We start from the raw sequence: 22,745 nt of genomic DNA on the forward strand, positions 1-22,745 counted from the left end.
CTGTGTTGGAGACCTGCTGAATGTTCGTCTGCAAGCGCCCTTTCGCCTTTATTGCTTTAGTTCTGTTGCTGGTGGCTGGTGTTGGCTGTACGTCCAATGCTGCTGACAGCCCTGCTTCGAAGTCGCCATTCTCTGACTACCGCACGCAAAAACCGGGAACAGTTCACAAGATCACGCCCGCAGATCTTCCGGCACCGTATGTCACGAAGTCTGTCGATAACGGGCCCGACCAGGTCGACCGCCCAGCGAAAGCGTGGCCACAAGTGCCGGCCGGTTTCAAGGTGGAGTTGTTCGCCACGGGATTACAGAATCCGCGGTTGATGCGAACGGCGCCGAACGGAGACGTGTTCCTGGCCGAGAGCAGAGCAGGGGAGATCAAGGTCTTTCGTGGCGTGACGAATGACGGCAAGGCACAGCAGACGGAAGTCTATGCGACCGGACTGAAGCAGCCGTTTGGGATCAACTTCTATCCGCCGGGACCTAACCCGCAGTGGGTCTACGTGGCGAACACGGATTCGGTGGTGCGGTTTCCGTATAAGGCTGGCGATCTGAAGGCGACGGGTAAGCCGGAGCAAATCGCGGATTTGCCGGGTGGAGGTCGTCTGCGTGGTGGTGGTCACTGGACGCGAGACATAGTTTTTTCAAATGATGGAAAGAAGATGTATGTGTCGGTCGGTTCGCACTCGAACGTGGACGATACGGACAATAATCCGGTTGAGCATGAACGGGCGGCAGTCCTGGAAATGAGTCCGGACGGATCGGGGCGGCGGATTTACGCGTCCGGCATCCGGAACGCAGTGGGAATCGAGGTGCACCCGAAGACCGGGCAACTTTGGGTATCAGTAAACGAGCGCGACGAGTTGGGAGATAACCTGCCGCCGGAGTACATCACGCATGTGCAGGACGGCGGGTTCTACGGATGGCCGTGGTACTACATCGGCGGGAACCAGGATCCGCGGCATAAGGGGAAGCATCCGGAGTTGAAGAACAAGGTGATTGTGCCGGATGTGCTGGTCCAGCCGCACAATGCGTCGTTGCAGATGCTGTTCTACCAGGGGCAGCAGTTTCCGGCGGAGTACCGTGGCGGAATTTTCGCGGCACAGCACGGATCGTGGAACAAGGCGATAAGGACGGGATACGAGGTCATCTTTGTTCCGGTGGACCAGAATGGAAAGGCAACCGGTGAGTATCGGGACTTCATGACAGGTTTCGTAACGCAGGATGGCGATGTGTGGGGCAGGCCTGTGGGAGTAGCGGTGATGAAGGATGGAAGCTTGCTGGTCTCGGACGATGGAGGAAAGGTGATCTGGAGGGTGAGTTACCAGAAGTAACGAGCCCGGCGCTCCGTAGGGCATGCCTGTACAATCAAGGGTTATGCCAGTTACAGCGCGCTCATATGCAAAGATCAACATCGGCCTGTGTATCGGGGCGCGAAGGGACAATGGTTTTCACGACCTGCTGACCGTCTACCAGACGGTGGATGCCTACGACACGATTCGCGTGCAGATGGGAAAGGGCACGGGGATCGAAATCCGGTGCAAAGATCCGCGAGTTCCGGCGGACGAGACAAATACCTGTTACCGGGTAGCTGAACGTGTCCTGCGGAAGGTGAGGCAGCGCGGAAAGCTGACCATCACGATTGAGAAGAACCTGCCGGTGCAAGGCGGGTTGGGGGCGGGTTCGTCGAATGCGGTGGCAACGATGCTGGCGCTGGAAAAGGAACTGAAAGAGCCGCTTTCGCCGGAAGACAAGTTGAATATTGCGGCAGAGGTGGGTTCGGATCTGCCGCTGTTCCTGGTGGGGGGGACCATCCTGGGCATCGGACGTGGAGAGCAGGTGTTCCCATTGCAGGATCTGCCTCCGATTGCGTGTGTGCTGGTGACACCTGATCGGGCGGTATCAACTCCGGAAGCTTTCGCGGAGTGGGACGAGAAATTTGCAACGCAGGGGCCGGCGCGCGATCCCGCGAAATTGTCTAAATTGACGCAGAGTACCGGCTCCGATACAATTAAGCCGTTCAGTCGAGCTGCATTTAGCTGGCTGATGGGTACCTCAACCGGTGTTCCCACTGCGAGTGGGGACCGGGCCGAGACACTGCTTCTCGACCTCGTCCGTGCCGGGATCGAAAACGACTTCGAACGCGTCGTCTTTCCTAAGCATCCCGAATTGCGTGACGTGAAGCGTGTGTTAGAGCGCGAAGGTGCGCGTTATGCGTCCCTGTCGGGCTCTGGTTCCGCTCTGTATGGACTGTTCGATGAGGCGGAAGCTGCCGAGAATGCGGCGGCAAAGCTGAATGCGGATGGCGTACCGGCGCGGGCCACAAGCACACTGACCAGAGCAGAGTACTGGCAGAGGATGTTCGAATGATTTAGTGATTTGGTAATTGAAAAACGTCACGACAGTTCTCCAATTTACCGAATTACCAAATTTCGAAATTACCAAATGCTTTTGGGCGGTCGACTAATGGTAGGTCAAGTGCCATTCCACCCCGCCAAGCGCTGCGCGCTCGTCGGGGACCCCGGGTCGAGAATGGTTTTGGCGTTTGCAGATGAGTATTACTGGGCGGTCGACTAATGGTAGGTCAAGTGCCTTTGGAGCACTTTGTCTAGGTTCGAATCCTAGCCGCCCAGCCAGGTTTTAGGGTCAAGGTAAATTGGGTCAAAGGAAAGCGGTTCTGAATTCTCATGTCAACGGCTCCTGAATTGGCAAAGCAATCCAATCCTGGTCAAACGACCGCAAGGGCGGACGCTATGGCGACGGCGGCAACCACCGCAGAGAAGAAGGACGAGCACGCTCAGTCCAAAGAACGCAAACCCCAACAGCGCCGGATCGATGAAAAGTTCAAGATCTTTTCCGGAACCGCGAATCCCGGGCTGGCGGACGAAGTGTGCCATTACCTCGGCCTGGAGCGCGGGCAATCGCTGGTGACGCGGTTCTCGGATGGCGAGAACTACGTGCAGTTGCTGGAAAACGTGCGCGGTGCGGATGTGTTCATCCTGCAGCCGACATCGCATCCGGTGGACGAGCACATCATCGAGTTGCTGTTGTTTATCGACGCGTTGAAGCGCGCGTCGGCACGGCGCATTACGGCGGTGATCCCGTATTTCGGGTACGCACGGCAGGACCGCAAGGACAAGCCGCGCTCGCCGATCTCTTCGAAGCTGATTGCCGACCTGTTGACGACGGCCGGTGCGCATCGCGCCGTGATTGTGGACCTGCATGCGCCGCAGTTGCAGGGATTTTTCAACATCCCGGTGGACCACCTGTTTGCGTCGCCGGTGCTGGTGGATTATTTCCGCAAGCTGGCGTTGCCGGATTTGACGGTTGTTTCGCCGGATGCGGGCGGCGTGGAGCGCGCAAGGTTCTTTGCGAAGAAGATGGATAGCGCGCTGGCGATTGTCGATAAGCGCCGTGTAGCGATGGATGTGACGGAAGTGATGCACGTGATCGGCGATGTGGAAGGCCGGACCTGCGTAATTCTGGACGACATCATCGATACCGCAGGCACTTTGTGCAAGACAGCGGCTGCGCTGAAACAGAACGGAGCAAAACGAGTTTTCGCGTGTGCAACACACGCAGTACTTTCCGGCCCGGCGATCCAGAACATCGCGAACTCGGTGCTGGAACAGGTAGTGGTGACGAACACAATTCCGCTGACGGAAGCCGGACGTAACGAGCCGAAGATCAAGGTGCTGTCGATTGCAGGCCTGATTGGCTCGGCGATCAAGTCGATTCACGAAGAGACTTCGGTCAGCAAACTTTTTGTCTGATAGACGCTAAAGGAATCAAGTTATGGCTACAGCAATAGAGAGCTTCAATGTGAAGGCCGCCGGACGCGAGAGCCGCGGTAAAAACGAAGCGCGTCGTCTGCGCAAGAGCGGCTCCATCCCCGCAGTGGTATACGGAGCGGGCAAAGCGCCACTATCGGTGGCTGTGGATCCAAAGCAGGTGTTCCGCATCCTGAAGTCCGATTCGGGTCACAACACGATTTTCGACCTGGAACTCGAGGGCGAAAAGACGAAAGCGATGATCGTGGACTGGCAGACGGAACCGATCAAGGGTTCGCTTCTGCACATCGACCTGAAGCGGATCGCGATGGACCAGAAGCTGAAAGTCACGGTACCGGTCGTGCTGAAGGGCGATCCGATCGGCGTGAAGACGCAGGGTGGAATTCTGGAGCAGGTGCTGCGTGAAGTGGAAGTTGAGTGTTTGCCCAGCGATATTCCTCCGCACATCGACGTAGACGTTTCGCACCTGGAATTCGGTCATGTGCTGCGCGTCAGCGAGTTACCGCATGGCGAAGGCAAGCTGAAGTTCCTGACGGACGAAGACCAGCCGGTCGCACACGTCATCGCCGTGAAGGAAGTGGTGGAAGCCGCTCCCGCGGAAGGCGCAGAAGCTGCCGCTGGCGCTGCTCCGGCCGAGCCCGAAGTCATCAAGAAGGGCAAGCAGGAGACCGAAGAGGGCGCTGCTCCGGCCAAGGAAGAGAAGGGAAAGAAGTAACCGCCAAGGACACAGGGCACGAAGATGTTCTGGGGTTTCCGCCCTGGAGCATCCTCGGTGGAACCCAGTGACCTTTGTGGTTGAGAGATATGAAACTGATCGTGGGGCTTGGAAATCCGGGTGTGGAATACGAACTCACGCCCCACAATCTTGGTTTTCTTACCGTGAACCTGCTGGCAGAACGCGAGAAGGTCACGGTGAACAACCGGCACTGCCGGGCACAGACAGGGCGCATGCGGATCGGTCCGCACGACGTTTTGCTGGCCAAGCCGGAAACGTTCATGAACTTGAGCGGGCAGGCGGTGCGGGAACTGGTGGAAAAGTACGAAGTCGATGTTTCCGCCGACCTGATCGTGGTGCACGACGAACTCGATTTGCCGTTTGGCACGGTTCGCATCAAGCAGCGCGGCGGGACGGCAGGCCACAACGGATTGGAAAGCATTCTTGGCGCGCTTGGGACCGATCAGTTTACGCGCGTGAGAATGGGCATCGCGCCGGAACATCCGGTGCGCGACGCAGCCCAATACGTTCTGGCGCAGTTTAAGAAGTCGCAGTACGAGGCGGTTGACCTGTTGCTGGATACAGCGGCGGACGCGGTGATGGCGATCGTTACCGACGGGGCGCAGGCAGCGATGAACCGTTTTAACCGCAAGGCGCAATCGGAAGAGACAGGAAGCGCCGAGGCGGGAAAGTAAAGGATTGGAGACAAGAATGAATCGCACATACGAACTCATGTTCATCGTTCGTCCCGACATGGCGGACGAAGACGTGGACAAGGTAATTTCGACGGTCGAGAACCAGATCACCTCCGCCGGTGGAACGGTGAAGAGCGTCGAGCGCATGGGCAAGCGCCGCTTGGCCTATCTGGTCCGGAATTTTGCAGACGGACTGTACATCCTGGTGACGATTGAAGGTCCGGGCTCGGCGATCCGCGAAGTGGAGCGCCGCCTGCGCGTGACGGAACCGGTGATCAAGTTCATCACCGTGCGCGTCGACGAAGAGCAGAAGCGCCTCGACAAGGTGAAGAAGATCCGGGATGCACATCGTCGTGGACAGGGCACGCACGCCGCAGCGGCGGCAGCCGAAGCCGCGCAGGTGCAGGCCAGCGCGGAGCCCACGCCGGAAGCACCAGCCCAGGCGTAAGAACCCTTGCACCGAAGGTGCACAACGAATTTGAAGCCCACACGGGCGAAAGAGAAATAGGAGATTTATGGCTGACGAAGTGAACGACCAACCGCAGGCACCAGCCGTGACGACAACGACGGAAGGTGGAGCACGTCCGCAGGGTGGACGTCCGCCACGCACCGGCCCCGGCGGCCCGGGTGGCGCGCGCGAGCCGCGCAAGTATTTCCGCCGCAAGAAGGTGTGCAAGTTCTGCACCGAGAAGATTGACGCGATTGATTACAAGGACTTCCGGCTGCTCGGACAGTTTGTTGCCGAGAGCGGAAGGATTGTTCCCCGGCGGTTGAGCGGAGTTTGCACGCCGCATCAGCGTCGGCTCGGACGGGCGATCAAGCAGGCCCGCAACATCGCCCTGCTGCCGTTCGGACAGCGCCAGTAGCGCATTTTGGTTTACGCGTGGCGGAGTTCCGCCATGGCAGCGCCGCCGTGCAGGCGGCATACATCAAGATCGGAGTCATGAGATGGAAGTCATCCTGAAAGAAGATGTTCCAAAGCTTGGCCACCGCGGCGATGTGGTAAAGGTCGCCGACGGATACGGCCGTAATTTCCTGCTGCCGAAGAAGCTCGCGATTGAGGCGACGGCAGGCAACAAGAAAGTGATCGAGCAGATGAAGGCCGCTGCGGTCCGCAAGACGCAGAAGGACAAAGCCGATGCCGAGGCGCTGGCGAAGCAGTTCGATGGCGTGTCGATCACGCTGGTCCGCCGTTCGGGCGAGCACGAGCAGTTGTTCGGTTCGGTTACGTCGTCGGACATCGCGGCTGAACTCGAGAAGCAGGGTTTCACCGTGGACCGCCGCAAGATCCAACTCGACGAGCCGATCAAGACGCTCGGCGATTTCAATGTGGCGCTCCGGTTGTTCCGCGAAGTGACGGCATCAATCAAGGTCACGGTCGCGAAGGAAGCAGAAGCGCAGTAAAACAGTCGTTAGTTTTTAGTCGTTAGTCGTTGGTCAACGACTCGCGAAGCATTTGGGGCCGCTCGTCTTCGAGCGGCTTCGTCTTTTTTCGATCATTACCCACTAACCACTACGTGCCTTCTTCCAGTAGACTCTCTTCGCATGAAGTGCTCGGTCTTCTGCGGCATCAGCGTCGACGGCTTTCTCGCCCGTCCCAATCACAAACTCGACTTCCTCCATGGCACTGGTGAAGGCGGGCCACTCGGTTTCCATGCGTTCTATAACAGTGTGGACGTCGTTGTGATCGGCCGCAAAACGTTCGAAGTCGTACGCGGGTTTGGAGGATGGTTCTACGGCAAGAAGCCGGTTGTGGTACTAAGCCGCCGCAAACTCGATTTTTCGAAACTGAAAGGCGCTGTCATCCAGCAAATGTCCGGCAGACCCGCCGACGTCGTGAAGCAGCTCGAAAAGCAAAACTTCGAGCACGCCTATATCGACGGCGGCATCACCATCCAGCGCTTTCTCGCCGCCGGCCTCATCGACCGCATGACCGTCACTCGCGTGCCCGTTCTGATCGGGAAAGGCATCCCACTTTTTGGTTCCTTAGCGAAAGACATCAGGCTCGAGCACGTCAGAACCCGCAGCTCGAAAGGCGGAGCAGTCCAGACCCAATACAACATTGCTCCCGTCGCGAAGAAGTCTTCCTCGAAATCGAAAGCTAAGAAGGCGCGAGCCAAGGCAGCCGGCCGGAAATGAAATTCTGTGACACCGACTAGCAATTGACCTCTTTGTTACAATCCTCCGTTTCATCTAACCGTCTATGAAAGCCATTGTCGTGACCCGCACCGGTGGGCCTGATTCCCTGGAAGTGCAGGAGATTCCCGGCCCCGAGCCAAAAGAAAACCAACTTCTCGTTAACGTAAGAGCCTGTGGCGTGAACTTCGCCGACATCCTGATGGCGAGTGGCACCTATGCGGGCGGGCCGAAGCCTCCCTTCATCGCCGGGCGCGAGTTTTCTGGTCGCGTGCTGTCGACCGGAGAAAACGTAATGGGTTACGCACAGGCAAACGGATTCGCCGAGCGAATTGTCACGCGGCGCGAATTCCTGTGGGAGAAGCCGGACGCGTGGTCATTCGAAGAGGCGGCAGCATTCCCGGTGAACTATTTCACTGCGTTCTTCGCGTACTGGTGGGCGGGATTGTGGGCACCCGCGGGACAGCAGCCATCGAGGGTGTCGCAGGGAAAGCCGAGCGTGCTAATCCATGCAGTCGCCGGCGGTGTGGGAACGGCGGCGGTGCAGATTGGTAAATTGCTTGGCGTCGAGATGTACGGCACGTCGTCCTCGGACGAGAAACTCGCGAAGGCACAGCAACTCGGGCTGAATCATCCGATCAACTACAAGGAATTGGATTACGAAAAAGTGGTCTGCGAACGAACGAAGAACCAGGGCGTTGACGCCGTGCTGGAGATGCTCGGCGGAGAACATACTGCCAAGAGTACGCGTTGCCTGAAGTTCGGCGGGCGGGTCATCGTTTATGGTTCGGCGACAGGAGCAGCGCACCACTTCGACACGCGAACGATGTACGCGAAGAACTGTGCGGTACACGGGCTGTGGTTATCTCCGTTGTCGATGCATCCGGAATACATGGAACCAGCGTGGAAACAGTTGTCGGAGTGGATTGCGCAAGGACATTTGCGTCCGCAGGTTGGACATGTGTATCCGATTGAGAAAGCGCCGGAAGCATTTCGCACAATGCTGGAGCGAAAGAACTACGGAAAGCTTGTCCTGAAATTCTAGACTCAAAAACCATCGACTCATCCCAATCAATGGGATTGCCTATGCCGAATCGTTTACTTTCACACTTCTCGCTCGTCTATCTCTTCGACGTCGCAAGTTAATCAATTGCACGGATGAAGCTCGGACACGATGTGTCTGAATATTGAACTAGCTGAAGATTTCAGGAGAGATTTGAGATGACGAAGTTCGTGAAGTGTGTGCTTTTGTTGACAGTGCTGGCAGTTGCAGTAGGGGCGTTCGCAGCCGAGAAATCGATTACGTTCTCGTCGCCGACAAACCTGAATGGTCAGAAGATTGAGCCTGGTGATTACAAACTGAAGTACGACATTAACGGCACCACGGCTAACGTAGAGATCCTGAAGAACAAGAAAACGGTTGCATCCGCGACCGGCCAAGTGATTGACGCCACGCAGAAAGCGGATCGGAACCGCGTTGTGAACAGCAAGAACGGCGACGGCACTTACTCGCTAGTCGAACTTCAGTTCGCGAAAGATAAGACTGCGATTCGCTTTAGCCCGGAGACGGCTTCCGGCAAATAACAGAAGTTCTCCCATGGTGACCCGGGGAGCCTTGCGGCTCCCCGCTTTTTTTCTTGCCACAATTGGTGGTAATGCGACCCACAATCCGAGGTGCGTTGCGTCACGGCAGCCGAATTGGCCAAGGGCTAACATGCAAACTGAGCAATCACGGAAGTAATACGAGATTGCCACCCCCATAAGCTGTTTGGAGATGAAATGAAGAAAGTTTTGATCGCCATCATGTTGGTCTGCATTCTTAGTGTTGTCGCGTTGGCTACAGACCGCACCGTGAATTTCAGGACGCCAACGGTCGTAAATGGACAGAAGTTGCCAGCCGGCGAATATACCCTTCGCTATGACGTGAAAGGTGATACGGCGGACGTGCAGATTCTCAAGGGTAAGAAAGTGGTTGCCACTTCCAAGGCATCGGTTGTGGACGTGAAGGACGGTGTTCGCTACGACGGTGTGGTTCGCAGCCCGAATGCGGACGGTTCCGAATCGCTGAAAGAGATCCAGGTCGCAAAAGACAAGAAAGTGATTCGACTGGAAACCGGCGACACCGCAGTTGGTAAGTAGCGTCAGTTGAAATCAAAGAAGGCGCGCCACGGCGCGCCTTGCTTCTTTGTTACAGCTTTTGCCTATTTCAATTTTTCCAATTCAGCAAGAAGCGTGACATTGCCGCCCGTGACTTTTACTTCCCGTTCCCAGGCGGTGTAACCGTTCTTCTTCACAGCGATCCTATACTCACCGGGCGTGAGGTGAATGGCCGATGGCGTGTTGCCGACGAACTTGCCGTTCACTTCGATGTCAGCGCCGACTGGAGAGGACGAGACCTCGACCTTGGTGTCGGATGAAACCGTTGCCGGCGACTGATTGACGGAGGCATTCACGGCCGGCTTCGCAAGCGCCCAGTCACGGTTGATGACCTGGCAGGCGTCGCCGACGGCATTGCCCAGGGTGCGAGTGGAACGGCTCAGAATGGCGTCGCCGTCGCGATTGAAGACGACAACCTTGTTGTCTCGACGGACGAGATCCTTGCCGCCTTCGTGGTGGAGCAGTACGACATAGTCGGCCTTTTCGCGCCTGTTATTGACGACAACGTTGCCGCATTTTTCGCTGAAGGTCTTGATGATCTCGGCGGTTTGCGGGCGCGCACCGCCACTCATTTCGCCGCCAAACGAGTCATCGCTGCCGCCCGAATGGCCCTGAACTTCCCAGGAACTGCTTTCCTCGACATAAACGCGAGGACCTTCCGCCGCGATCGCTACCAGCGAAAACATTACAAATAACGAGCTAAGTACGAGCCTCATAACTATCCTTTCTTCTCCTGTCGATGGGGCCCTACAACTTAACTTGGATTTTTCTTGAACCCGACTGCGTACAAGTTGTTGCGCGAGTACTCATCGGAAAATTTCCGCAACCGGAATCGGCTGGTAACCGTTGCTCCCAGAGACGACCAAGACTTCGCCGCCAGGTAAACGAACCGCAGTATGCCGAACGTGCGCCTCGGTCATTTGCGGACCCTCCTGCGAGGTGCCTGTGCCGGGATCAAAGATTTCGGTGTTCTGGGTGGCAACGCCGCTGATTTTCCACCCTCCGGCCAGAAGTAGTTTGCCGTTGTTCAGTAAGGTGACGGTGTGCCCGCTCCGGGCGAGCACGAGGTTACCGGCGAGAGTGAACTGACCCGTCGCGGGGTCGTAGATCTCCGCCGTAGCGACCTGGTCGGTCTGCCCGCCGAGGTCGTCGGTGGATTGGCCGCCGAGGACCAGCACCTTGCCATTCGTCAGCAACGTCGCGGTGTGATTGAAGCGACTGATATGGAGCGAGCCTGTCGTGGTGAAATTGCCTGTGGCCGGATCATAAATTTCAGCGCTACTCAGCGAGTAAACAGGGCAGTTGCCGGTGCAATTGTTGTTGCGTCCACCAACAATCAGCACGCGACCGTCGGGAAGCAAAGTCGCCGTGTGCAGCCAACGGCCTTCGTTCATGGTATTCGCGGCGGTAAACTTGCCGGTCGCCGGATCGTAGATCTCCGTATTGGTGGAGGCGCCGAACCCGCTTCCGCGCAACTGAATGCCGCCGGTGACGAGCACCCGCGAATCCTTCAACTGCGTAGTCACGTGATGACGTCGAGGGAAATTCATGTCCGGTCCGGCAGAAAATGTCTTTGTAGCTGGATCGTACAGTTCGCTCGACGTGAAGACGGGATCGAAGTCATCGCCCGGCAGCAGCGGGTTGTAGCCGCCGGCGATGATGACTCTGCCATCCGGAAGTGAAAACGACGCGTGAGCCATGCGGGCGGTCGTGAGAGACCCGTCAGTCGCATATTTGTTTTCCGCGGGGACATAGCGATACGCGAGTTGGTGAATGTTGTTAAGACCGCGTCCGCCCACAATGAGCACAGAGCCATCCGCGAGCAAGTTGGTGGTGTGGTAATCGAAGCCGTCGGGGGGATTGGAGGTCAGGTCGAAACGCTTGGCGTAGTCACGAACGGTGACAACGGCTTCGGCGTACTTCGAGGAATCGGCAGCGCTGGTGGCGCGCACGTGATACGTGCCGGGTGTGGTTGGTGCGAGGTACTCACCGGTGGGCAGCACATTGCCGCCCGCTGTGCCTTCGCGAACGCTGTAAGTGAACGCGGTATTCGAATGGCCGGAGACGGTGGCGGAAAAATTCGCGCCGGTGGCCACGAGGATATTCGCCGTTGCCGGAGAGATGGTGATGGAAACAGGTGACGGAGGCGGGGTCGTCGACGATCCACCACCGCCGCAAGCGGACAGAACACACAGACATAAGAGCGTGACGAGGGCGGCAGCCCACGTCGGGACTTTCCAAACTTTCTGCATTACTGATGTTCCTTTGGGTTGCTGACGAGCGTCAGCCTAGGGCTTTACACGATTGGACGCATGACCCGTGACAAGGTGAGCATCCCTGAATTGTCACGGGCCGTCGTCTCAATTTGATCGCTTTATCCCACTTAATATTTTGGCATATTGGGATCGATCTTTTCCGCCCACGCCAAAATACCGCCGGTCAGGTTGCGGACTTTGGTGAAACCCGCCTGACGAAGGAAGTCTACGGCCTTGGCGCTGCGAACGCCGGAGCGGCAATGAGCCACGATCTCACGACTGGAGTCGAGTTCGCTCACCCGCTTTGGGAGATCGTTCAACGGAATGAGATAGCCATTGATATTGCAGATCTGATATTCGTTCGGTTCACGCACGTCGAGCACGAACAGGTCTTCGCCCGCATCCTTGCGGCGCTTGAGTTCTTCCACCGAGATGGTGGGAATCTGATTGTCCACTGGTTTTTCTTCCCCACGAATTCCGCAGAATTCGTTGTAATCGATCAGTGCATTGATAGTACGGTGCGTGCCGCACGCAGGGCAATCAGGATTTTTCCGCAGCTTGAGTTCGCGGAAGCGCATGGCGAGAGCGTCGACGAGGAGCAGGCGTCCGATGAGCGGTTCTCCGGAGCCAAGGATAAGCTTGATGGCTTCGGTGGCCTGCATTACACCAACGAGTCCGGGGAGGATTCCGAGCACGCCACCTTCAGCGCAGGAAGGAACGAGTCCGGGCGGAGGCGGTTCGGGATACAGGCAGCGATAGCACGGCCCCTGTTCGGTGGCGAAGACGCTGACCTGTCCTTCGAAACGAAAGATGGATCCGTAGACATTCGGCTTTCCGGTGAGCACGCAAGCGTCATTGACGAGATAGCGCGTGGGGAAGTTGTCGGTGCCATCGACGATCATGTCGAAGTCACGGAAGAGCTCGAGAGCATTGGCGCTGGTGAGGCGCGTTTCGTAACGCACGACGTTGATATGCGGATTGATGGCCTTCAGCTTGTCTTCCGCGGAATCGAGCTTCTTGCGACCAACGTCGGCAGTGGTGTGGATGATCTGACGTTGAAGGTTGGTGAAGTCGACGACGTCGAAATCGACGATGCCGATCGTGCCGACACCCGCGGCGGCTAAGTACAGCGCAAGCGGCGAGCCCAAGCCTCCGGCGCCGACGCAAAGAACTTTGGCGGCCTTTAGCTTCAACTGACCGTCCATGCCAACTTCCGGCATGATCAAGTGGCGCGAATAGCGCAAAACTTCGTCATTCGACAGCGAAACGGATTGAGGAAGAGAAGTAACAGTAGCCATAACTCAGCGTCCACCAGCGATGGAAGGCACAATGGACAAGGTATCGGTGGCGGAGACCGGAGTTTTGTCCTTGGCCAGGTAACGGATGTCTTCGTCGTTGAGGTAAACGTTCACGAAGGCGCGAAGCTGCCCGGCTTCGGTGAACAGGTGCTTGCGCAAGTCAGGGTGAACGCTGGTGAGCTGCGACAATGCTTCACCCACGGTTGCGGCCGAGACTTCCACGGCGTCTTTCTTCTCAGCGTACTGACGGAGTGGTGTAGGGATCAGAACCTTCATAGCGAGTTTGACATCCTTCTTGGATTGAATTGTCAGCGAGCGATGCCGGAAGCGACTTCCAGCCTGATCTGTTCGTCCTGAAAAAACTTGTCTTCTTCCTGCGTGCCCGAGAGCAAAAACGAATTTGTCTTGTCCGCCCGACCTTGTACAACCGAGGTGATCACGTACGAGCAGCCGATCCAGTGAGCTTCCGCGAGGTCGGTTTTTGACCACTGGGCGGGATGATCCGGATGGGAATGATAAAAGCCGACGATATCGAGACCGCGTTCGCGTCCTTCCCGCTGGATCTTTACTAGCTCACGCGGATCGATGTTGTAGCGGTCGTGAGGCTGATCCTGACGGGTATTGCCGCAACGAACTGCGGCGCTGACGTAGTTAGTGCCATCCGTGATGGTCCCGAGCAGGACTCCGCAGCATTCGTGCGGATAGGTCTCTTCGCCGTGACGGCGAATCTCATCGTACTCGGGTTGGCGCATCAGAAGCATTATTCCTCCCAGAACCGTTCGCTTAGATATTTGTCCGCGTTGTCGCAAAGGACAGTAACAATTGTCGCGCGTTCTCCGCGCCGTGCGCATTCGTGCGCGACTTGCAATGAGCCTACGACAGCCGCAGCCGCAGACACGCCGACCAGCAACCCCTCTTGCCGAGCCAGTCGCTTGCACATGTCGTAAGCCGACTCTGTGGTGATCTCGAGATTGGCGTCGGCGAGCTTCGGATCGTAAATCTTCGGGACGATCGCCGAAAGCATGTGCTTAGCGCCTTCGATGCCGTGAAAAGGTGAGTCGGGCTGAAGTGAGATGCATTGAATGAACGGGTTCAGTTCCTTCAGGCGGCGACTGGTACCGACAAAGGTGCCGCTCGTACCCATCATGCAAACGAAGTGGGTAACGCGTCCTCCGGTTTGATCCCAGATCTCTCGAGCGGTCCCGCAATAGTGGGCGCGCCAGTTGGCATCGTTCGAGTACTGATCGGCGTAGAAGTAGCGCGCGGGATCCGCCTCGGCGAGTGCCCGGGCCATAACGATGGCACCGTCGGATCCTTCGGCTGGATCGCTGTAAACGATCTCGACGTCGTAAGCCTTGAGGATGCGCTTACGCTCGGGCGAGACATTGGACGGCATGCAGAGCGTGACGGGAAAATCGAGTGCCGCTCCGAGCATCGCGTAGGCAATTCCCGTATTGCCGCTCGTCGCATCGAGCAGGCGCTTGCCGGCGGTAAGTTGGCCGGATTCAATCGCCGCTTTCACGATGGAGGAAGCTGCACGGTCCTTGATCGAGCCACCGGGATTGGTCCATTCGGCCTTACCGAGAAGCTCAATGCCGGGCAGGTTTTCTGTTACGCGCTCCAGGCGAAGGAGCGGGGTGTTGCCGATGGTTTCCAATAGGCGGACGCCCGTCCGGTATGTATTTCGGATAGGCTTCGCCGCCAGTTGATTGAAGGCAACTGTCATAAGACTGGGATTCTGTCCATCAATGAGAAAGGAGCGATATACGCTCGTGTCCCGCCAGAGCGAACCCCAAAAGGGGCAACGGACGGCACATCTCACCATCCACAATTACCTGATCCGATGCACGAGGGTGTCAGAAGGCGTCAAAATTACTTGGGTGCCCGAACCTTGGTGCGGTACAGGTAGAGGGGAATAGCCGTAACATGGTATGGTTCATGGTTTGAGCTAACCGATTGGAAACAACAGAGAATGGCCAAAAAGAGAGAAACATCGTTACGGTCCAGCGACACAAAACTTCGCACTTACGATCAAGCGCTCGAGTGGTTGCGCGGACACGGATTTGAACTTCTAGAAGCCCCCGGCACACAGGGACGTACCTTCCTGAAGAAGAACAATATTTCTGCGGCGATTGAGCGCACGGCGGACGGCAACACCAAGGTGTTTGCATATCCGGGATACCTGCTGGGCGGCGAGATTTCCAAGCTGGTCAACAAAGGTTACCAACAGTTCCTGAAGACGACGAAGACGGAGATCGGCGCCACCGCCGACATCCTGAAGGCACTGCATGCCTTCGCCGAGGAGTTGAAAGAGGCAACCGGGTTGCCGAGCCTCTACAACGAGTCTTTGGGAACGGTGAGCGAAAGCTATCACTACGACCGTGTCAACGGACGCGAGGAAGCTGCGCGCAAGCCGCGGCCGTGGGAGAAATTGCAGCCTGCCAAAAAAAGAGCATAGCGGCGCAAACTATCCCGCTTTCTTCAGGCGTGCGGCTCTCTTCTTTGCAGGGAATGCCTCCGGGCGTCCAATGCTGTAATACATGAAACCAGCCTGGGACATTTCTTCCGGAACATAAAGATTCCTGCCATCGACTACGATCGGGTACTTCATCTGTAGCTGCAACCGGGCAAGGTCAAGGCTCTCGAATTCTTCCCAATCGGTAAGGATGAGAAGGGCGTCGGCATCCAGCGCCGCATCGTAGGCATTTTCGGCATAGCCGAGTTTGCCATCCAGAATTTCGCGGGCACGATCCATCGCGGCCGGATCATAGGCGACTACCTCACAACGCTCATTCAACAAGTGCCGGATGATCGCGATCGCCGGCGATTCGCGAATGTCGTCGGTTCCTCCCTTAAAGGACAAACCTAAAACGGCGATGCGCTTTCCCTTCAAAGTCCAAAGCGCATTTCGAACTTTGCGCACGAACCGTGTGGCCTGACGCTCGTTGATGCGGATGACTTCGTCGAGAAGCCCGAAGTCGAAACCGTTTGTGCGCGCCACGGAGCGGAAAGCTTTCAAGTCTTTCGGAAAGCAGGAGCCGCCATAGCCGATGCCGGGACTGAGGAACTTCGACCCGATGCGAGAGTCCGAACCAATTCCCTTGCAGACCTGCTCGATATCGGCGCCTACGCTTTCGCAGAGATTCGCCACGGCATTGATGAAAGAAATCTTCATGGCGAGGAAGGCGTTGGAAGCGTGCTTGATCAACTCTGCTGAACGAGCGCTGGTAACGATCAACTGAGGTTGTGCCGAGGCGTGGTCGGGCTCAGGGATCGAGTGTTCCTGCTTGCGATACGCGCCGGAAGTAAGAGGCTCGTACAGACTGGAAAGTACCCTGGCAGCCCGGTCGGAGTTGGCGCCGATCACGATGCGATCAGGGAATAGGAAATCTGTTACCGCGGTTCCTTCGCGCAAGAACTCCGGATTGGAAGCGACCTCGAAGAGGTGCTCGGGTGCGCCGTTCAGAACCATAATCTTCCGCACCCATTCGCTGGTACAAACCGGAACGGTACTTTTTTCAACGACGATTTTGTAGTCGTTGACGACGTGAGCTACTTCGCGCGACACCGCTTCTACATGAGACAGATCGCATTCACCGTCCTCGCTCGAGGGAGTACCAACCGCGATAAATATCACCTGGCTTTTTTGAACGGCGTCCCGCAGGGAAGAGCTGAAAGTCAGGCGGTCGCCTACATGGCGGGCCAGCAGTTCGGGCAGGAACTTTTCATGGATGGGAATCTCGCCGTGCCGCAGGGCATCGATCTTGCGAGTATCGTTATCAATGCAGATTACGTTGTGACCTAATTCGGCAAAACAGGCGGCTGCCACCAGCCCGACGTATCCAGATCCAACAATCGCCAGCCTCATTCGTTCCCCAAAATACGAGAGTAGACGCCGTGCGTCCCCAGCACGGACGTAGAGTGTGGATGCCCTGCCTACCTGACGAGATGTAAGTTGAACGGCGTGCAAGTCATGCCAAATCCTGCATTTAACTTCGTTCGGTGGAGGAGGTGCTGCGTATTCGGGGCAAATCCGGACTCGTCTGCAATATTTACCGAGCCTGCGAGCGTTCCTACGTAGCTGGCCAAAGCACCGCCTGTTTGCGTGTTGTATTTGAAGGACTTACAGGCCGGGAGTTTTGGCACGCCAATCGCAATAGCAAGATCGGACAGTTTGTGCGCCGCAGCCAGAATGGCCCGCGAACGAGCGGAAAGCGGCGCAGGGAGTCGACGAACTCCTTATCTCCCGGAGGAATTTCGCAATGAAGATCCGTAGCTTAATGATGCTTCCGTTGGCCGCCACGTTGATGCTGCCAGCCGTTGCCCAGCAGAACGCGTCCCAGGACCAGAATCAGGCCACACAATCTCAACCGGCCCAGGACCAGGCCCAGGCTCAGCCGGACCAGACTTCGGCCCGCCAGCCGCTCACTCCCGAACAGCATGAAGGTTTCTGGGGCAAGCTGAATCCATTTGCCCGCAAGAAGTATGTTCAGCGCCAGATGAGCCCGATCCGCAATCGCGTGAACGAACTGGACGAACTCACCGCGGCGAACGCCAAGAACCTTAAGGACGTCGATAGCCGTGCACAGGAAGGCATTCGCCTAGCGAACAACAAAGCCACCGAAGCCGACCAGCATGCAATCGAAGCCGGCAATCGCGCTCAGCAGGCTCACCAGACTGCGCAGCAGGCCAGCACTCGTTTGCAGACCGTGGAGCAGGTGATCACGAACTTCGACCAGTATCAGGCGACCAACCAGACTGAACTTCGTTTCCGCTCGGGCCAGACCGCGCTGAGCAAGAACGCGAAGGAGGCTCTGGACGAACTGGCCAGCTCGCTACAGGGTCAGAACAACTACATCATCGAAGTGCAGGGATTCTCGCCGGGTAACAGCGCGGCCTCGATCCAGGCTTCGCAGAAGATGGCCGATGCGGTTGTCCGTTACATGGTGCTGAACCACGACATCCCGGTGTATCGCATCTTCACGCTGGGCATGGGCAATGCCAAAGTGGCGCAGCCCGCGGCTGAGCAGCAGGAAGGCAGCAAGCCGGCGAAGGCTTACCGCGGACCTCGCGTGCAGGTTTCGGTGCTGAAGAACACCAGCGTTGACCAGTTGAACCAGCAGGCGATGGCGACGCCGCAGCAGAACACGTTCGGCACGCAGTCGCAGCAGGGTGGCGTGGCCGGAGCAGCTTCTCAGTCGCAGAACCAGTACCAGCAGACGCCGTCCAGCGGTATGCAGCAGCAGGGTGTGCAGAGCAACACGACGCAGGAAAAGCCGTCGGCTCAGCAGCCCGAGAGCAATCGATAGTTCCAACAACCCCCAGAACGGAACGCCCGTCGCGTATAGCGGCGGGTTTTCTTTTTTGCCGCACCACGTCCACAGTTCTACAGCCGAATTTGGCGAGTGCGGGTAATGCATGCTGCGATATGCTGATTTGGTTATGCGGTTCTCGTCTTACGATTCGCCAATCGGTCATCTTCTCCTGGTCGCATCTGATCAGGGCGTTCGCGAAATCTCCTTCGACTACAACCGGGCGAGGCTTGCTGCTGCTCGCGGGAGGAAGGACGGGATCGAGTCGGACGAAGCACTCTTGCAGTGCCGAGCTGAACTTGATGCCTACTTCGCGGGTACGCTGAGGGAGTTTACGGTTCCTCTGGATCTTCGCGGGACAGACTTCCAGATGCGCTGCTGGCGGGCGTTGCTGGAGATTCCCTATGGCGAGACGTGTTCTTATGCGGACTTGGCCCGCAAGGTGGGGAGTCCGCGAGGATTTCGCGCCGTAGGTATGGCGAACCACGATAATCCGATTCCGATCATTGTGCCGTGTCATCGGGTGATCACCAGTGACCGCAAGTTGGGTGGCTACGGTGGCGGATTGGATGTGAAAGAGAAGCTGTTGCGTCTGGAAGGGGCACGGTGGCGTGAACCGCATCCTACGCTCGCGTTTGCAGCGCAGCCTTAGCTCTTTACCGGGCGATCAGTGGAACCGCGATCAGGGCAGCGAACATTCCCACGCGCTGCAGCCGTCCCGCACGTTCTTTCAGAACGATCCAAGCCAGAATGACTGTGGTCGCCGGATAAAGGGACGAAAGTACGGTGGCAACGTCGAGACGACCATGCCGCACTGCATAGACAAACAGAGCGTTTCCCACCGAGTCCATCACGCCGGAGAACATCATGAACGGCAGGAACTTGCGAACGGGCTGCCAGGGACGTCCGAGGACGGCGATAATCAGGAACATCTCGATGATGGAAGCGGCACGCGCGGCAGCCAGCGGCCAATACACCGCCTCGTGTGACGCCTGCTTACTGCAAATGAGGTAAGCTCCGAATCCGACTCCAGCAATCACGGCCAAGCCAAGTCCGCGAGGCCGTCCCAACTCACCGTTTGGCAATGCGATGAGCCATATTGCTATCGCGGCGATGCCGAAGCCCACCAACTGAACACCGGAGGGCAGACCTTCATTCCAGATTCCGAATACGACCGGAAGAGCAGCAGTAATGATTGCGGCGATCGGAGCGTTGATGCCCATGTGCCCGACGGCAAGCGCTTTGTAGAGCGAGACAAGTCCGAGGCCACCGGTAAGTCCCGCACCAACGCCCCATAAGAGGGCAGTCTGTGAAGGCATGGGGTCGCCGGTCAGGATCGCCATGGCCAACATGAAAATGAGTCCGGTGCCGTGCGCGACAACAACGACACCGAAGGCATTAGAGCCCTTAGTGCCGAGGCCTCCGGTGAAATCTCCGGCGCCCCACGCTGCCGCTGCCGCAAGCGAGAGAGATGCGCTAATGTATTCCCCTGTCATTCCGAAATTCGATTCTCACTTGCAGGAGCATGAATTGGCAATTCCGCAATTCTGCCGATAAAAAAGCCCGGCTACGTGAGCCGGGCGCGAAAGAAGCAGTGTGAGGAATCAGGCGGCCTTGCCAACCGCCGCAAAATGGGGTGCCATAACCGTGAACGGACGCTGCATTTCAAACAGCACATTGCTGGAACCGACCACATAGTAGTTTGGACTCTGTGTCGGCGGCAGTAAGGCCGCAATGTCCTTGCGGAAATGCGGATGGCTGCCAACGAAGGTCCCATTGCTCCATACCTTCAGCAGAGCCCCGGTGAAGGCGCCATTGACTGGGCCATCCATCGAGGTCTGGTTGTCCTGACATCCGGAGATCAGGATCACCGAGCAGGCTGGATTGATGCGACGGAATGGCCCCAAAGTGAGGCGGATGTCGTCGTACATTTTCTTGTTCTTCTGATATGTCTCGAACTGGACATCCGGCGGCATTGCTTTGATCTTGGTCGAAGTGTCTTTTGCCATCCGGGTCTTTTCCTCGAACTTCGGCAGCATTTCCCTTGGCGTTTGGAACATGGCCTTGGTGACGGTGCCGCTATGGCAGCTGTCGGAGAGGGAGAAGATGCGAACGCCTGGCCTGAAAGAGCACCAGAGCTGGAATAGTTCGTCATCGATCAACTGCCGGTCATACAGGACCCAGGTTTCGTCGAGACCGTCCGGTTCATCATCGGCTGCGTCATTGATCTGACCACCATGGCCGGAATAGGTGAGCAGGAAGGTGTCCGTTGGTTTAGCAAGAGAGGCGACCTTCTTGATCGTTGTGATCACATTCGCCGCAGTTGCCTGAGCGGTTAGTAGCTTCTGTGTCTGATAGCCCTGCGCCTTCGCGATTGCCTCCATATCGAGAGCATCTTTTTCGCAGGCGTTAAGCTGACCGGACCAACCGTTGTAGTGCGCGGGGTCGACCCGGTTCAGACCGATGTGAAGTGAGTATCCCTTTGAGGGTGGGAATGGGATTGTTTTCTCAGGCATCTTTCCTCCTTGAAAGGTGGGGACTGAATTAACCAAGGAGTCGTCTCAGACAGAAGTGCGTCTGAAACAGAAGGAGCTTAGCACCGATGACGTGTGCAAACCCGACCTTTTCTTCTGTGTTCCAAAAATGGGAATGCCGCAGTTGTGGTGCAATATAGGGCCAACAAGAAAAGCGCGCCGAGGTGGCGCGCTTTAACGGTGAAGTTGTTCAGTTCTTATTCGGCGTACGAAAAAGTCAGTTTCACCTTAGCGACTTCGATGAGGTCGCCATGAGTGAGTTCTGTCGGTCCTGAGATCTCGCTGTCGTTCACCTTCACCCTGACGTCTTTCTCTGATGCGGCGATGAAGTATTTGTTCTCGCGCTTGTTAATGACAGCCGCCACCTTTGGCGCGAACCAACCCTTCAATTTGATGGAAGCCATGTCGGACTTGCCGATGACGGTAAGCTTGCCGCTGAGCACATACTCCTGCTGGTCCGTCTTGCCATGCATGACTTGGAGTTGCCCGATACGCTCTTTCGCCGGTGCGGCAGCAGCACCCGCACCTGCGGCCTGCTGGCCGATCATTTCTTTCGCCTTGCGGGTATCGAGGACCATGGTGGCTTCCAACTGCGGCACGGGAGCGGAAGGGGCCTCAGCGTGGTGAGGTTCGCCAGTCTCACCGCGTACTTCATCCCAATACGAAATCGTGTGCTTGCCGATGAGAATGACGTCTCCATGCTTCAGGGCGGCACGATTAATACGGCGGTTATTCACGAAGGTGCCGTTCAGGCTGTTGTTGTCTTCGAGGACGAAATGGTCGTTTTCCCACACGAGACGGGCGTGATGCCCGGAGACGGCAAGGTTATCGATGTGGACGTTGTTGTCCGGCAAGCGGCCGATTGTCATCGAAGAGCCGTCCTTCAGCTCATATTCCTTGAGGACTGCCTGCTCGAACTTCAAATAGAGTTTTGCCATTTCGGACTCCCTCCGCCGGGTAACACCGTGCTCAGCAGCTTTTTGTACCATGGGAGCACGGTAAACCGCAGCAGCAAACACGTGATGTTATCTTCCCCGCCACCGTCTCTGGCTGCATCTATTAGCAACTGGCATGCGTGCCGCAAATCGGGTGTATTGCTGACAACTTCGGCCATGGCATCGTCGGGGACGTGGCGCGTAAGGCCATCACTGCAAAGAATGAGGACATCGCCGGGAGCGGCCATACGGTCATCAAGATCCGGCTTAACTGATGGTTCGCTGCCGAGGGCCTTGATGATGATGTTCTGCATCTTGGAAACACGAGCTTCGGCGAGAGTGATCAGGCCACGGCGAACCTGTTCCATCACAAGCGAATGGTCATTTGTGAGTTGTTCGATGTCGCCATTGCGGACGAGGTAGATGCGGCTGTCGCCGACGTGGCCAATGGAGAAGAACGCTCCCTTTGCGTCTGTGCTGACAGCGACCAACGTCGAACCCATCCCGGAGTGTGCGGCATTCGCGCTGGCTGCTTCGTAAACAGCCTGGTTCGCCAACTGAATAGCGCTGCCAAGGCGGTTGGCCCGGTCGGCGAGTCCTTCGACTTGCTCACCTATCTTGGGAAAATGCCCACTTCGGACCGAAGTTCGATAGTAGTTCAGGACGGTATCTACGCCGATCTTGCTTGCGACTTCGCCGGCGGCTTGTCCGCCCATGCCGTCGCAGACGACGTAAATGCCGTAACGCGTGTCGTACCCGAAGTTGTCTTCGTTATTCGAGCGAACGCAGCCGACGTCGGTTTTTCCAGCAACCTCAACCCTGAAACCCATTCCATGCCCTGGTGGTGCGAAGCAAATCGTATCGCAGAATCATCGTCTCCGATGTTGCTGCTCAAGGCACTGGAGACTCGCATCCATATT

Annotated in this window: 26 protein-coding genes and 1 tRNA gene; 16 read left to right on the plus strand and 11 right to left on the minus strand. The window is 57.1% G+C overall.

Going from position 1 to position 22,745, the window contains the following annotated elements; all coding sequences use genetic code 11:
- Nucleotides 1-20 precede the first annotated feature (20 nt).
- The 13 genes from VN577_13555 (at nucleotide 21) to VN577_13615 (ending at nucleotide 9,473) form a co-directional block, all read left to right on the plus strand.
- Entirely contained in the window at nucleotides 21-1,331 is a 1,311-nt protein-coding gene (locus tag VN577_13555) for a sorbosone dehydrogenase family protein (protein ID HWR15848.1), read from the plus strand.
- Between the two features lie 43 nt (nucleotides 1,332-1,374).
- Nucleotides 1,375-2,367 carry a hypothetical protein gene (locus VN577_13560; GenBank protein ID HWR15849.1) on the plus strand — a complete coding sequence of 331 codons (993 nt, stop codon included), beginning with the start codon at nucleotides 1,375-1,377 and terminating at the stop codon, nucleotides 2,365-2,367.
- Between the two features lie 192 nt (nucleotides 2,368-2,559).
- Nucleotides 2,560-2,633, plus strand: a tRNA-Gln gene (locus VN577_13565).
- A gap of 51 nt (nucleotides 2,634-2,684) precedes the next feature.
- Nucleotides 2,685-3,770, plus strand: coding sequence for a ribose-phosphate pyrophosphokinase (locus VN577_13570; protein ID HWR15850.1), 1,086 nt, complete (start codon nucleotides 2,685-2,687; stop codon nucleotides 3,768-3,770).
- A 22-nt stretch (nucleotides 3,771-3,792) separates the two neighbouring features.
- Nucleotides 3,793-4,503, plus strand: coding sequence for a 50S ribosomal protein L25 (locus tag VN577_13575; protein ID HWR15851.1), 711 nt, complete (start codon nucleotides 3,793-3,795; stop codon nucleotides 4,501-4,503).
- An 89-nt stretch (nucleotides 4,504-4,592) separates the two neighbouring features.
- Nucleotides 4,593-5,198, plus strand: a complete 606-nt coding sequence (pth, locus tag VN577_13580) for an aminoacyl-tRNA hydrolase (GenBank protein HWR15852.1) — start codon at nucleotides 4,593-4,595, stop codon at nucleotides 5,196-5,198.
- A gap of 16 nt (nucleotides 5,199-5,214) precedes the next feature.
- Nucleotides 5,215-5,646: a 30S ribosomal protein S6 gene (gene rpsF, locus VN577_13585; GenBank protein HWR15853.1), complete on the plus strand. Its 432-nt coding sequence runs from the start codon at nucleotides 5,215-5,217 to the stop codon at nucleotides 5,644-5,646.
- A gap of 67 nt (nucleotides 5,647-5,713) precedes the next feature.
- The gene (gene rpsR, locus VN577_13590) at nucleotides 5,714-6,064 is read left to right on the plus strand and encodes a 30S ribosomal protein S18 (protein HWR15854.1); all 351 of its coding nucleotides are present in this window, start codon (nucleotides 5,714-5,716) and stop codon (nucleotides 6,062-6,064) included.
- Between the two features lie 82 nt (nucleotides 6,065-6,146).
- Entirely contained in the window at nucleotides 6,147-6,602 is a 456-nt protein-coding gene (gene rplI / locus VN577_13595; protein ID HWR15855.1) for a 50S ribosomal protein L9, read from the plus strand.
- 141 nt (nucleotides 6,603-6,743) lie between these two features.
- Complete coding sequence (locus VN577_13600; GenBank protein HWR15856.1) at nucleotides 6,744-7,337, plus strand: dihydrofolate reductase family protein; 594 nt, start codon at nucleotides 6,744-6,746, stop codon at nucleotides 7,335-7,337.
- Between the two features lie 64 nt (nucleotides 7,338-7,401).
- Nucleotides 7,402-8,379, plus strand: coding sequence for an NADPH:quinone oxidoreductase family protein (locus tag VN577_13605; GenBank protein HWR15857.1), 978 nt, complete (start codon nucleotides 7,402-7,404; stop codon nucleotides 8,377-8,379).
- Nucleotides 8,380-8,555: 176 nt separating this feature from the next.
- On the plus strand, nucleotides 8,556-8,918 hold the full coding sequence (locus VN577_13610) for a hypothetical protein (protein HWR15858.1): 363 nt from the start codon (nucleotides 8,556-8,558) through the stop codon (nucleotides 8,916-8,918).
- 195 nt (nucleotides 8,919-9,113) lie between these two features.
- Nucleotides 9,114-9,473: a hypothetical protein gene (locus tag VN577_13615; GenBank protein HWR15859.1), complete on the plus strand. Its 360-nt coding sequence runs from the start codon at nucleotides 9,114-9,116 to the stop codon at nucleotides 9,471-9,473.
- A gap of 62 nt (nucleotides 9,474-9,535) precedes the next feature.
- On the opposite strand, the gene VN577_13620 is transcribed toward VN577_13615, so the two are convergent.
- From VN577_13620 to VN577_13645, 6 genes are all read right to left on the minus strand, one after another.
- Nucleotides 9,536-10,207 (minus strand): PEGA domain-containing protein, encoded by a 672-nt coding sequence (locus VN577_13620; protein HWR15860.1) that lies wholly within the window; start codon nucleotides 10,205-10,207, stop codon nucleotides 9,536-9,538.
- Between the two features lie 90 nt (nucleotides 10,208-10,297).
- Complete coding sequence (locus VN577_13625; GenBank protein HWR15861.1) at nucleotides 10,298-11,743, minus strand: kelch repeat-containing protein; 1,446 nt, start codon at nucleotides 11,741-11,743, stop codon at nucleotides 10,298-10,300.
- A gap of 131 nt (nucleotides 11,744-11,874) precedes the next feature.
- Nucleotides 11,875-13,044, minus strand: a complete 1,170-nt coding sequence (gene moeB, locus VN577_13630) for a molybdopterin-synthase adenylyltransferase MoeB (protein ID HWR15862.1) — start codon at nucleotides 13,042-13,044, stop codon at nucleotides 11,875-11,877.
- Between the two features lie 3 nt (nucleotides 13,045-13,047).
- The gene (locus VN577_13635; GenBank protein HWR15863.1) at nucleotides 13,048-13,320 is read right to left on the minus strand and encodes a MoaD/ThiS family protein; all 273 of its coding nucleotides are present in this window, start codon (nucleotides 13,318-13,320) and stop codon (nucleotides 13,048-13,050) included.
- A gap of 32 nt (nucleotides 13,321-13,352) precedes the next feature.
- Nucleotides 13,353-13,805, minus strand: coding sequence for a M67 family metallopeptidase (locus VN577_13640; GenBank protein HWR15864.1), 453 nt, complete (start codon nucleotides 13,803-13,805; stop codon nucleotides 13,353-13,355).
- The gene (locus VN577_13645; protein HWR15865.1) at nucleotides 13,805-14,770 is read right to left on the minus strand and encodes a cysteine synthase family protein; all 966 of its coding nucleotides are present in this window, start codon (nucleotides 14,768-14,770) and stop codon (nucleotides 13,805-13,807) included. The genes VN577_13640 and VN577_13645 overlap by 1 nt, the downstream gene beginning before the upstream one ends.
- A gap of 246 nt (nucleotides 14,771-15,016) precedes the next feature.
- Between VN577_13645 and VN577_13650 the strand changes: the two genes are divergently transcribed.
- Nucleotides 15,017-15,502, plus strand: coding sequence for a hypothetical protein (locus tag VN577_13650; GenBank protein ID HWR15866.1), 486 nt, complete (start codon nucleotides 15,017-15,019; stop codon nucleotides 15,500-15,502).
- A gap of 9 nt (nucleotides 15,503-15,511) precedes the next feature.
- Here VN577_13650 and VN577_13655 read toward each other — a convergent pair whose 3' ends face one another.
- Nucleotides 15,512-16,912 carry a UDP-glucose/GDP-mannose dehydrogenase family protein gene (locus tag VN577_13655; protein HWR15867.1) on the minus strand — a complete coding sequence of 467 codons (1,401 nt, stop codon included), beginning with the start codon at nucleotides 16,910-16,912 and terminating at the stop codon, nucleotides 15,512-15,514.
- A gap of 394 nt (nucleotides 16,913-17,306) precedes the next feature.
- Between VN577_13655 and VN577_13660 the strand changes: the two genes are divergently transcribed.
- Both VN577_13660 and VN577_13665 read left to right on the plus strand, forming a co-directional pair.
- Nucleotides 17,307-18,353 carry an OmpA family protein gene (locus VN577_13660; protein ID HWR15868.1) on the plus strand — a complete coding sequence of 349 codons (1,047 nt, stop codon included), beginning with the start codon at nucleotides 17,307-17,309 and terminating at the stop codon, nucleotides 18,351-18,353.
- A gap of 133 nt (nucleotides 18,354-18,486) precedes the next feature.
- Nucleotides 18,487-19,008, plus strand: coding sequence for a methylated-DNA--[protein]-cysteine S-methyltransferase (locus VN577_13665; protein ID HWR15869.1), 522 nt, complete (start codon nucleotides 18,487-18,489; stop codon nucleotides 19,006-19,008).
- 4 nt (nucleotides 19,009-19,012) lie between these two features.
- Here the strand turns inward: VN577_13665 and VN577_13670 are convergent, their stop codons facing one another.
- From VN577_13670 to VN577_13685, 4 genes are all read right to left on the minus strand, one after another.
- A complete protein-coding gene (locus VN577_13670) occupies nucleotides 19,013-19,852 on the minus strand; it encodes a DMT family transporter (GenBank protein ID HWR15870.1) in 840 nt (279 codons plus the stop codon).
- 108 nt (nucleotides 19,853-19,960) lie between these two features.
- On the minus strand, nucleotides 19,961-20,872 hold the full coding sequence (locus VN577_13675; protein ID HWR15871.1) for a caspase family protein: 912 nt from the start codon (nucleotides 20,870-20,872) through the stop codon (nucleotides 19,961-19,963).
- A 215-nt stretch (nucleotides 20,873-21,087) separates the two neighbouring features.
- Nucleotides 21,088-21,828, minus strand: a complete 741-nt coding sequence (locus VN577_13680; protein HWR15872.1) for an FHA domain-containing protein — start codon at nucleotides 21,826-21,828, stop codon at nucleotides 21,088-21,090.
- On the minus strand, nucleotides 21,810-22,655 hold the full coding sequence (locus tag VN577_13685; protein ID HWR15873.1) for a Stp1/IreP family PP2C-type Ser/Thr phosphatase: 846 nt from the start codon (nucleotides 22,653-22,655) through the stop codon (nucleotides 21,810-21,812). Before VN577_13685 ends, VN577_13680 begins: the two co-directional genes overlap by 19 nt.
- Nucleotides 22,656-22,745: the final 90 nt, after the last annotated feature.

The sequence above is a fragment of the Terriglobales bacterium genome, from assembly GCA_035561515.1.
Classification (GTDB): Bacteria; Acidobacteriota; Terriglobia; order Terriglobales; family Acidobacteriaceae; genus DATMXP01.

Bases quoted from the DNA above. Each gene is read 5' to 3' on its own strand.
- VN577_13555 (HWR15848.1), top strand. From the start codon at position 21: ATGTTCGTCTGCAAGCGCCCTTTCGCCTTTATTGCTTTAGTTCTGTTG.
- VN577_13560 (HWR15849.1), top strand. From the start codon at position 1,375: ATGCCAGTTACAGCGCGCTCATATGCAAAGATCAACATCGGCCTGTGT.
- VN577_13570 (HWR15850.1), top strand. From the start codon at position 2,685: ATGTCAACGGCTCCTGAATTGGCAAAGCAATCCAATCCTGGTCAAACG.
- VN577_13575 (HWR15851.1), top strand. From the start codon at position 3,793: ATGGCTACAGCAATAGAGAGCTTCAATGTGAAGGCCGCCGGACGCGAG.
- pth (HWR15852.1), top strand. From the start codon at position 4,593: ATGAAACTGATCGTGGGGCTTGGAAATCCGGGTGTGGAATACGAACTC.
- rpsF (HWR15853.1), top strand. From the start codon at position 5,215: ATGAATCGCACATACGAACTCATGTTCATCGTTCGTCCCGACATGGCG.
- rpsR (HWR15854.1), top strand. From the start codon at position 5,714: ATGGCTGACGAAGTGAACGACCAACCGCAGGCACCAGCCGTGACGACA.
- rplI (HWR15855.1), top strand. From the start codon at position 6,147: ATGGAAGTCATCCTGAAAGAAGATGTTCCAAAGCTTGGCCACCGCGGC.
- VN577_13600 (HWR15856.1), top strand. From the start codon at position 6,744: ATGAAGTGCTCGGTCTTCTGCGGCATCAGCGTCGACGGCTTTCTCGCC.
- VN577_13605 (HWR15857.1), top strand. From the start codon at position 7,402: ATGAAAGCCATTGTCGTGACCCGCACCGGTGGGCCTGATTCCCTGGAA.
- VN577_13610 (HWR15858.1), top strand. From the start codon at position 8,556: ATGACGAAGTTCGTGAAGTGTGTGCTTTTGTTGACAGTGCTGGCAGTT.
- VN577_13615 (HWR15859.1), top strand. From the start codon at position 9,114: ATGAAGAAAGTTTTGATCGCCATCATGTTGGTCTGCATTCTTAGTGTT.
- VN577_13620 (HWR15860.1), bottom strand. From the start codon at position 10,207: ATGAGGCTCGTACTTAGCTCGTTATTTGTAATGTTTTCGCTGGTAGCG.
- VN577_13625 (HWR15861.1), bottom strand. From the start codon at position 11,743: ATGCAGAAAGTTTGGAAAGTCCCGACGTGGGCTGCCGCCCTCGTCACG.
- moeB (HWR15862.1), bottom strand. From the start codon at position 13,044: ATGGCTACTGTTACTTCTCTTCCTCAATCCGTTTCGCTGTCGAATGAC.
- VN577_13635 (HWR15863.1), bottom strand. From the start codon at position 13,320: ATGAAGGTTCTGATCCCTACACCACTCCGTCAGTACGCTGAGAAGAAA.
- VN577_13640 (HWR15864.1), bottom strand. From the start codon at position 13,805: ATGCTTCTGATGCGCCAACCCGAGTACGATGAGATTCGCCGTCACGGC.
- VN577_13645 (HWR15865.1), bottom strand. From the start codon at position 14,770: ATGACAGTTGCCTTCAATCAACTGGCGGCGAAGCCTATCCGAAATACA.
- VN577_13650 (HWR15866.1), top strand. From the start codon at position 15,017: ATGGCCAAAAAGAGAGAAACATCGTTACGGTCCAGCGACACAAAACTT.
- VN577_13655 (HWR15867.1), bottom strand. From the start codon at position 16,912: ATGAGGCTGGCGATTGTTGGATCTGGATACGTCGGGCTGGTGGCAGCC.
- VN577_13660 (HWR15868.1), top strand. From the start codon at position 17,307: ATGAAGATCCGTAGCTTAATGATGCTTCCGTTGGCCGCCACGTTGATG.
- VN577_13665 (HWR15869.1), top strand. From the start codon at position 18,487: ATGCGGTTCTCGTCTTACGATTCGCCAATCGGTCATCTTCTCCTGGTC.
- VN577_13670 (HWR15870.1), bottom strand. From the start codon at position 19,852: ATGACAGGGGAATACATTAGCGCATCTCTCTCGCTTGCGGCAGCGGCA.
- VN577_13675 (HWR15871.1), bottom strand. From the start codon at position 20,872: ATGCCTGAGAAAACAATCCCATTCCCACCCTCAAAGGGATACTCACTT.
- VN577_13680 (HWR15872.1), bottom strand. From the start codon at position 21,828: ATGGCAAAACTCTATTTGAAGTTCGAGCAGGCAGTCCTCAAGGAATAT.
- VN577_13685 (HWR15873.1), bottom strand. From the start codon at position 22,655: ATGGGTTTCAGGGTTGAGGTTGCTGGAAAAACCGACGTCGGCTGCGTT.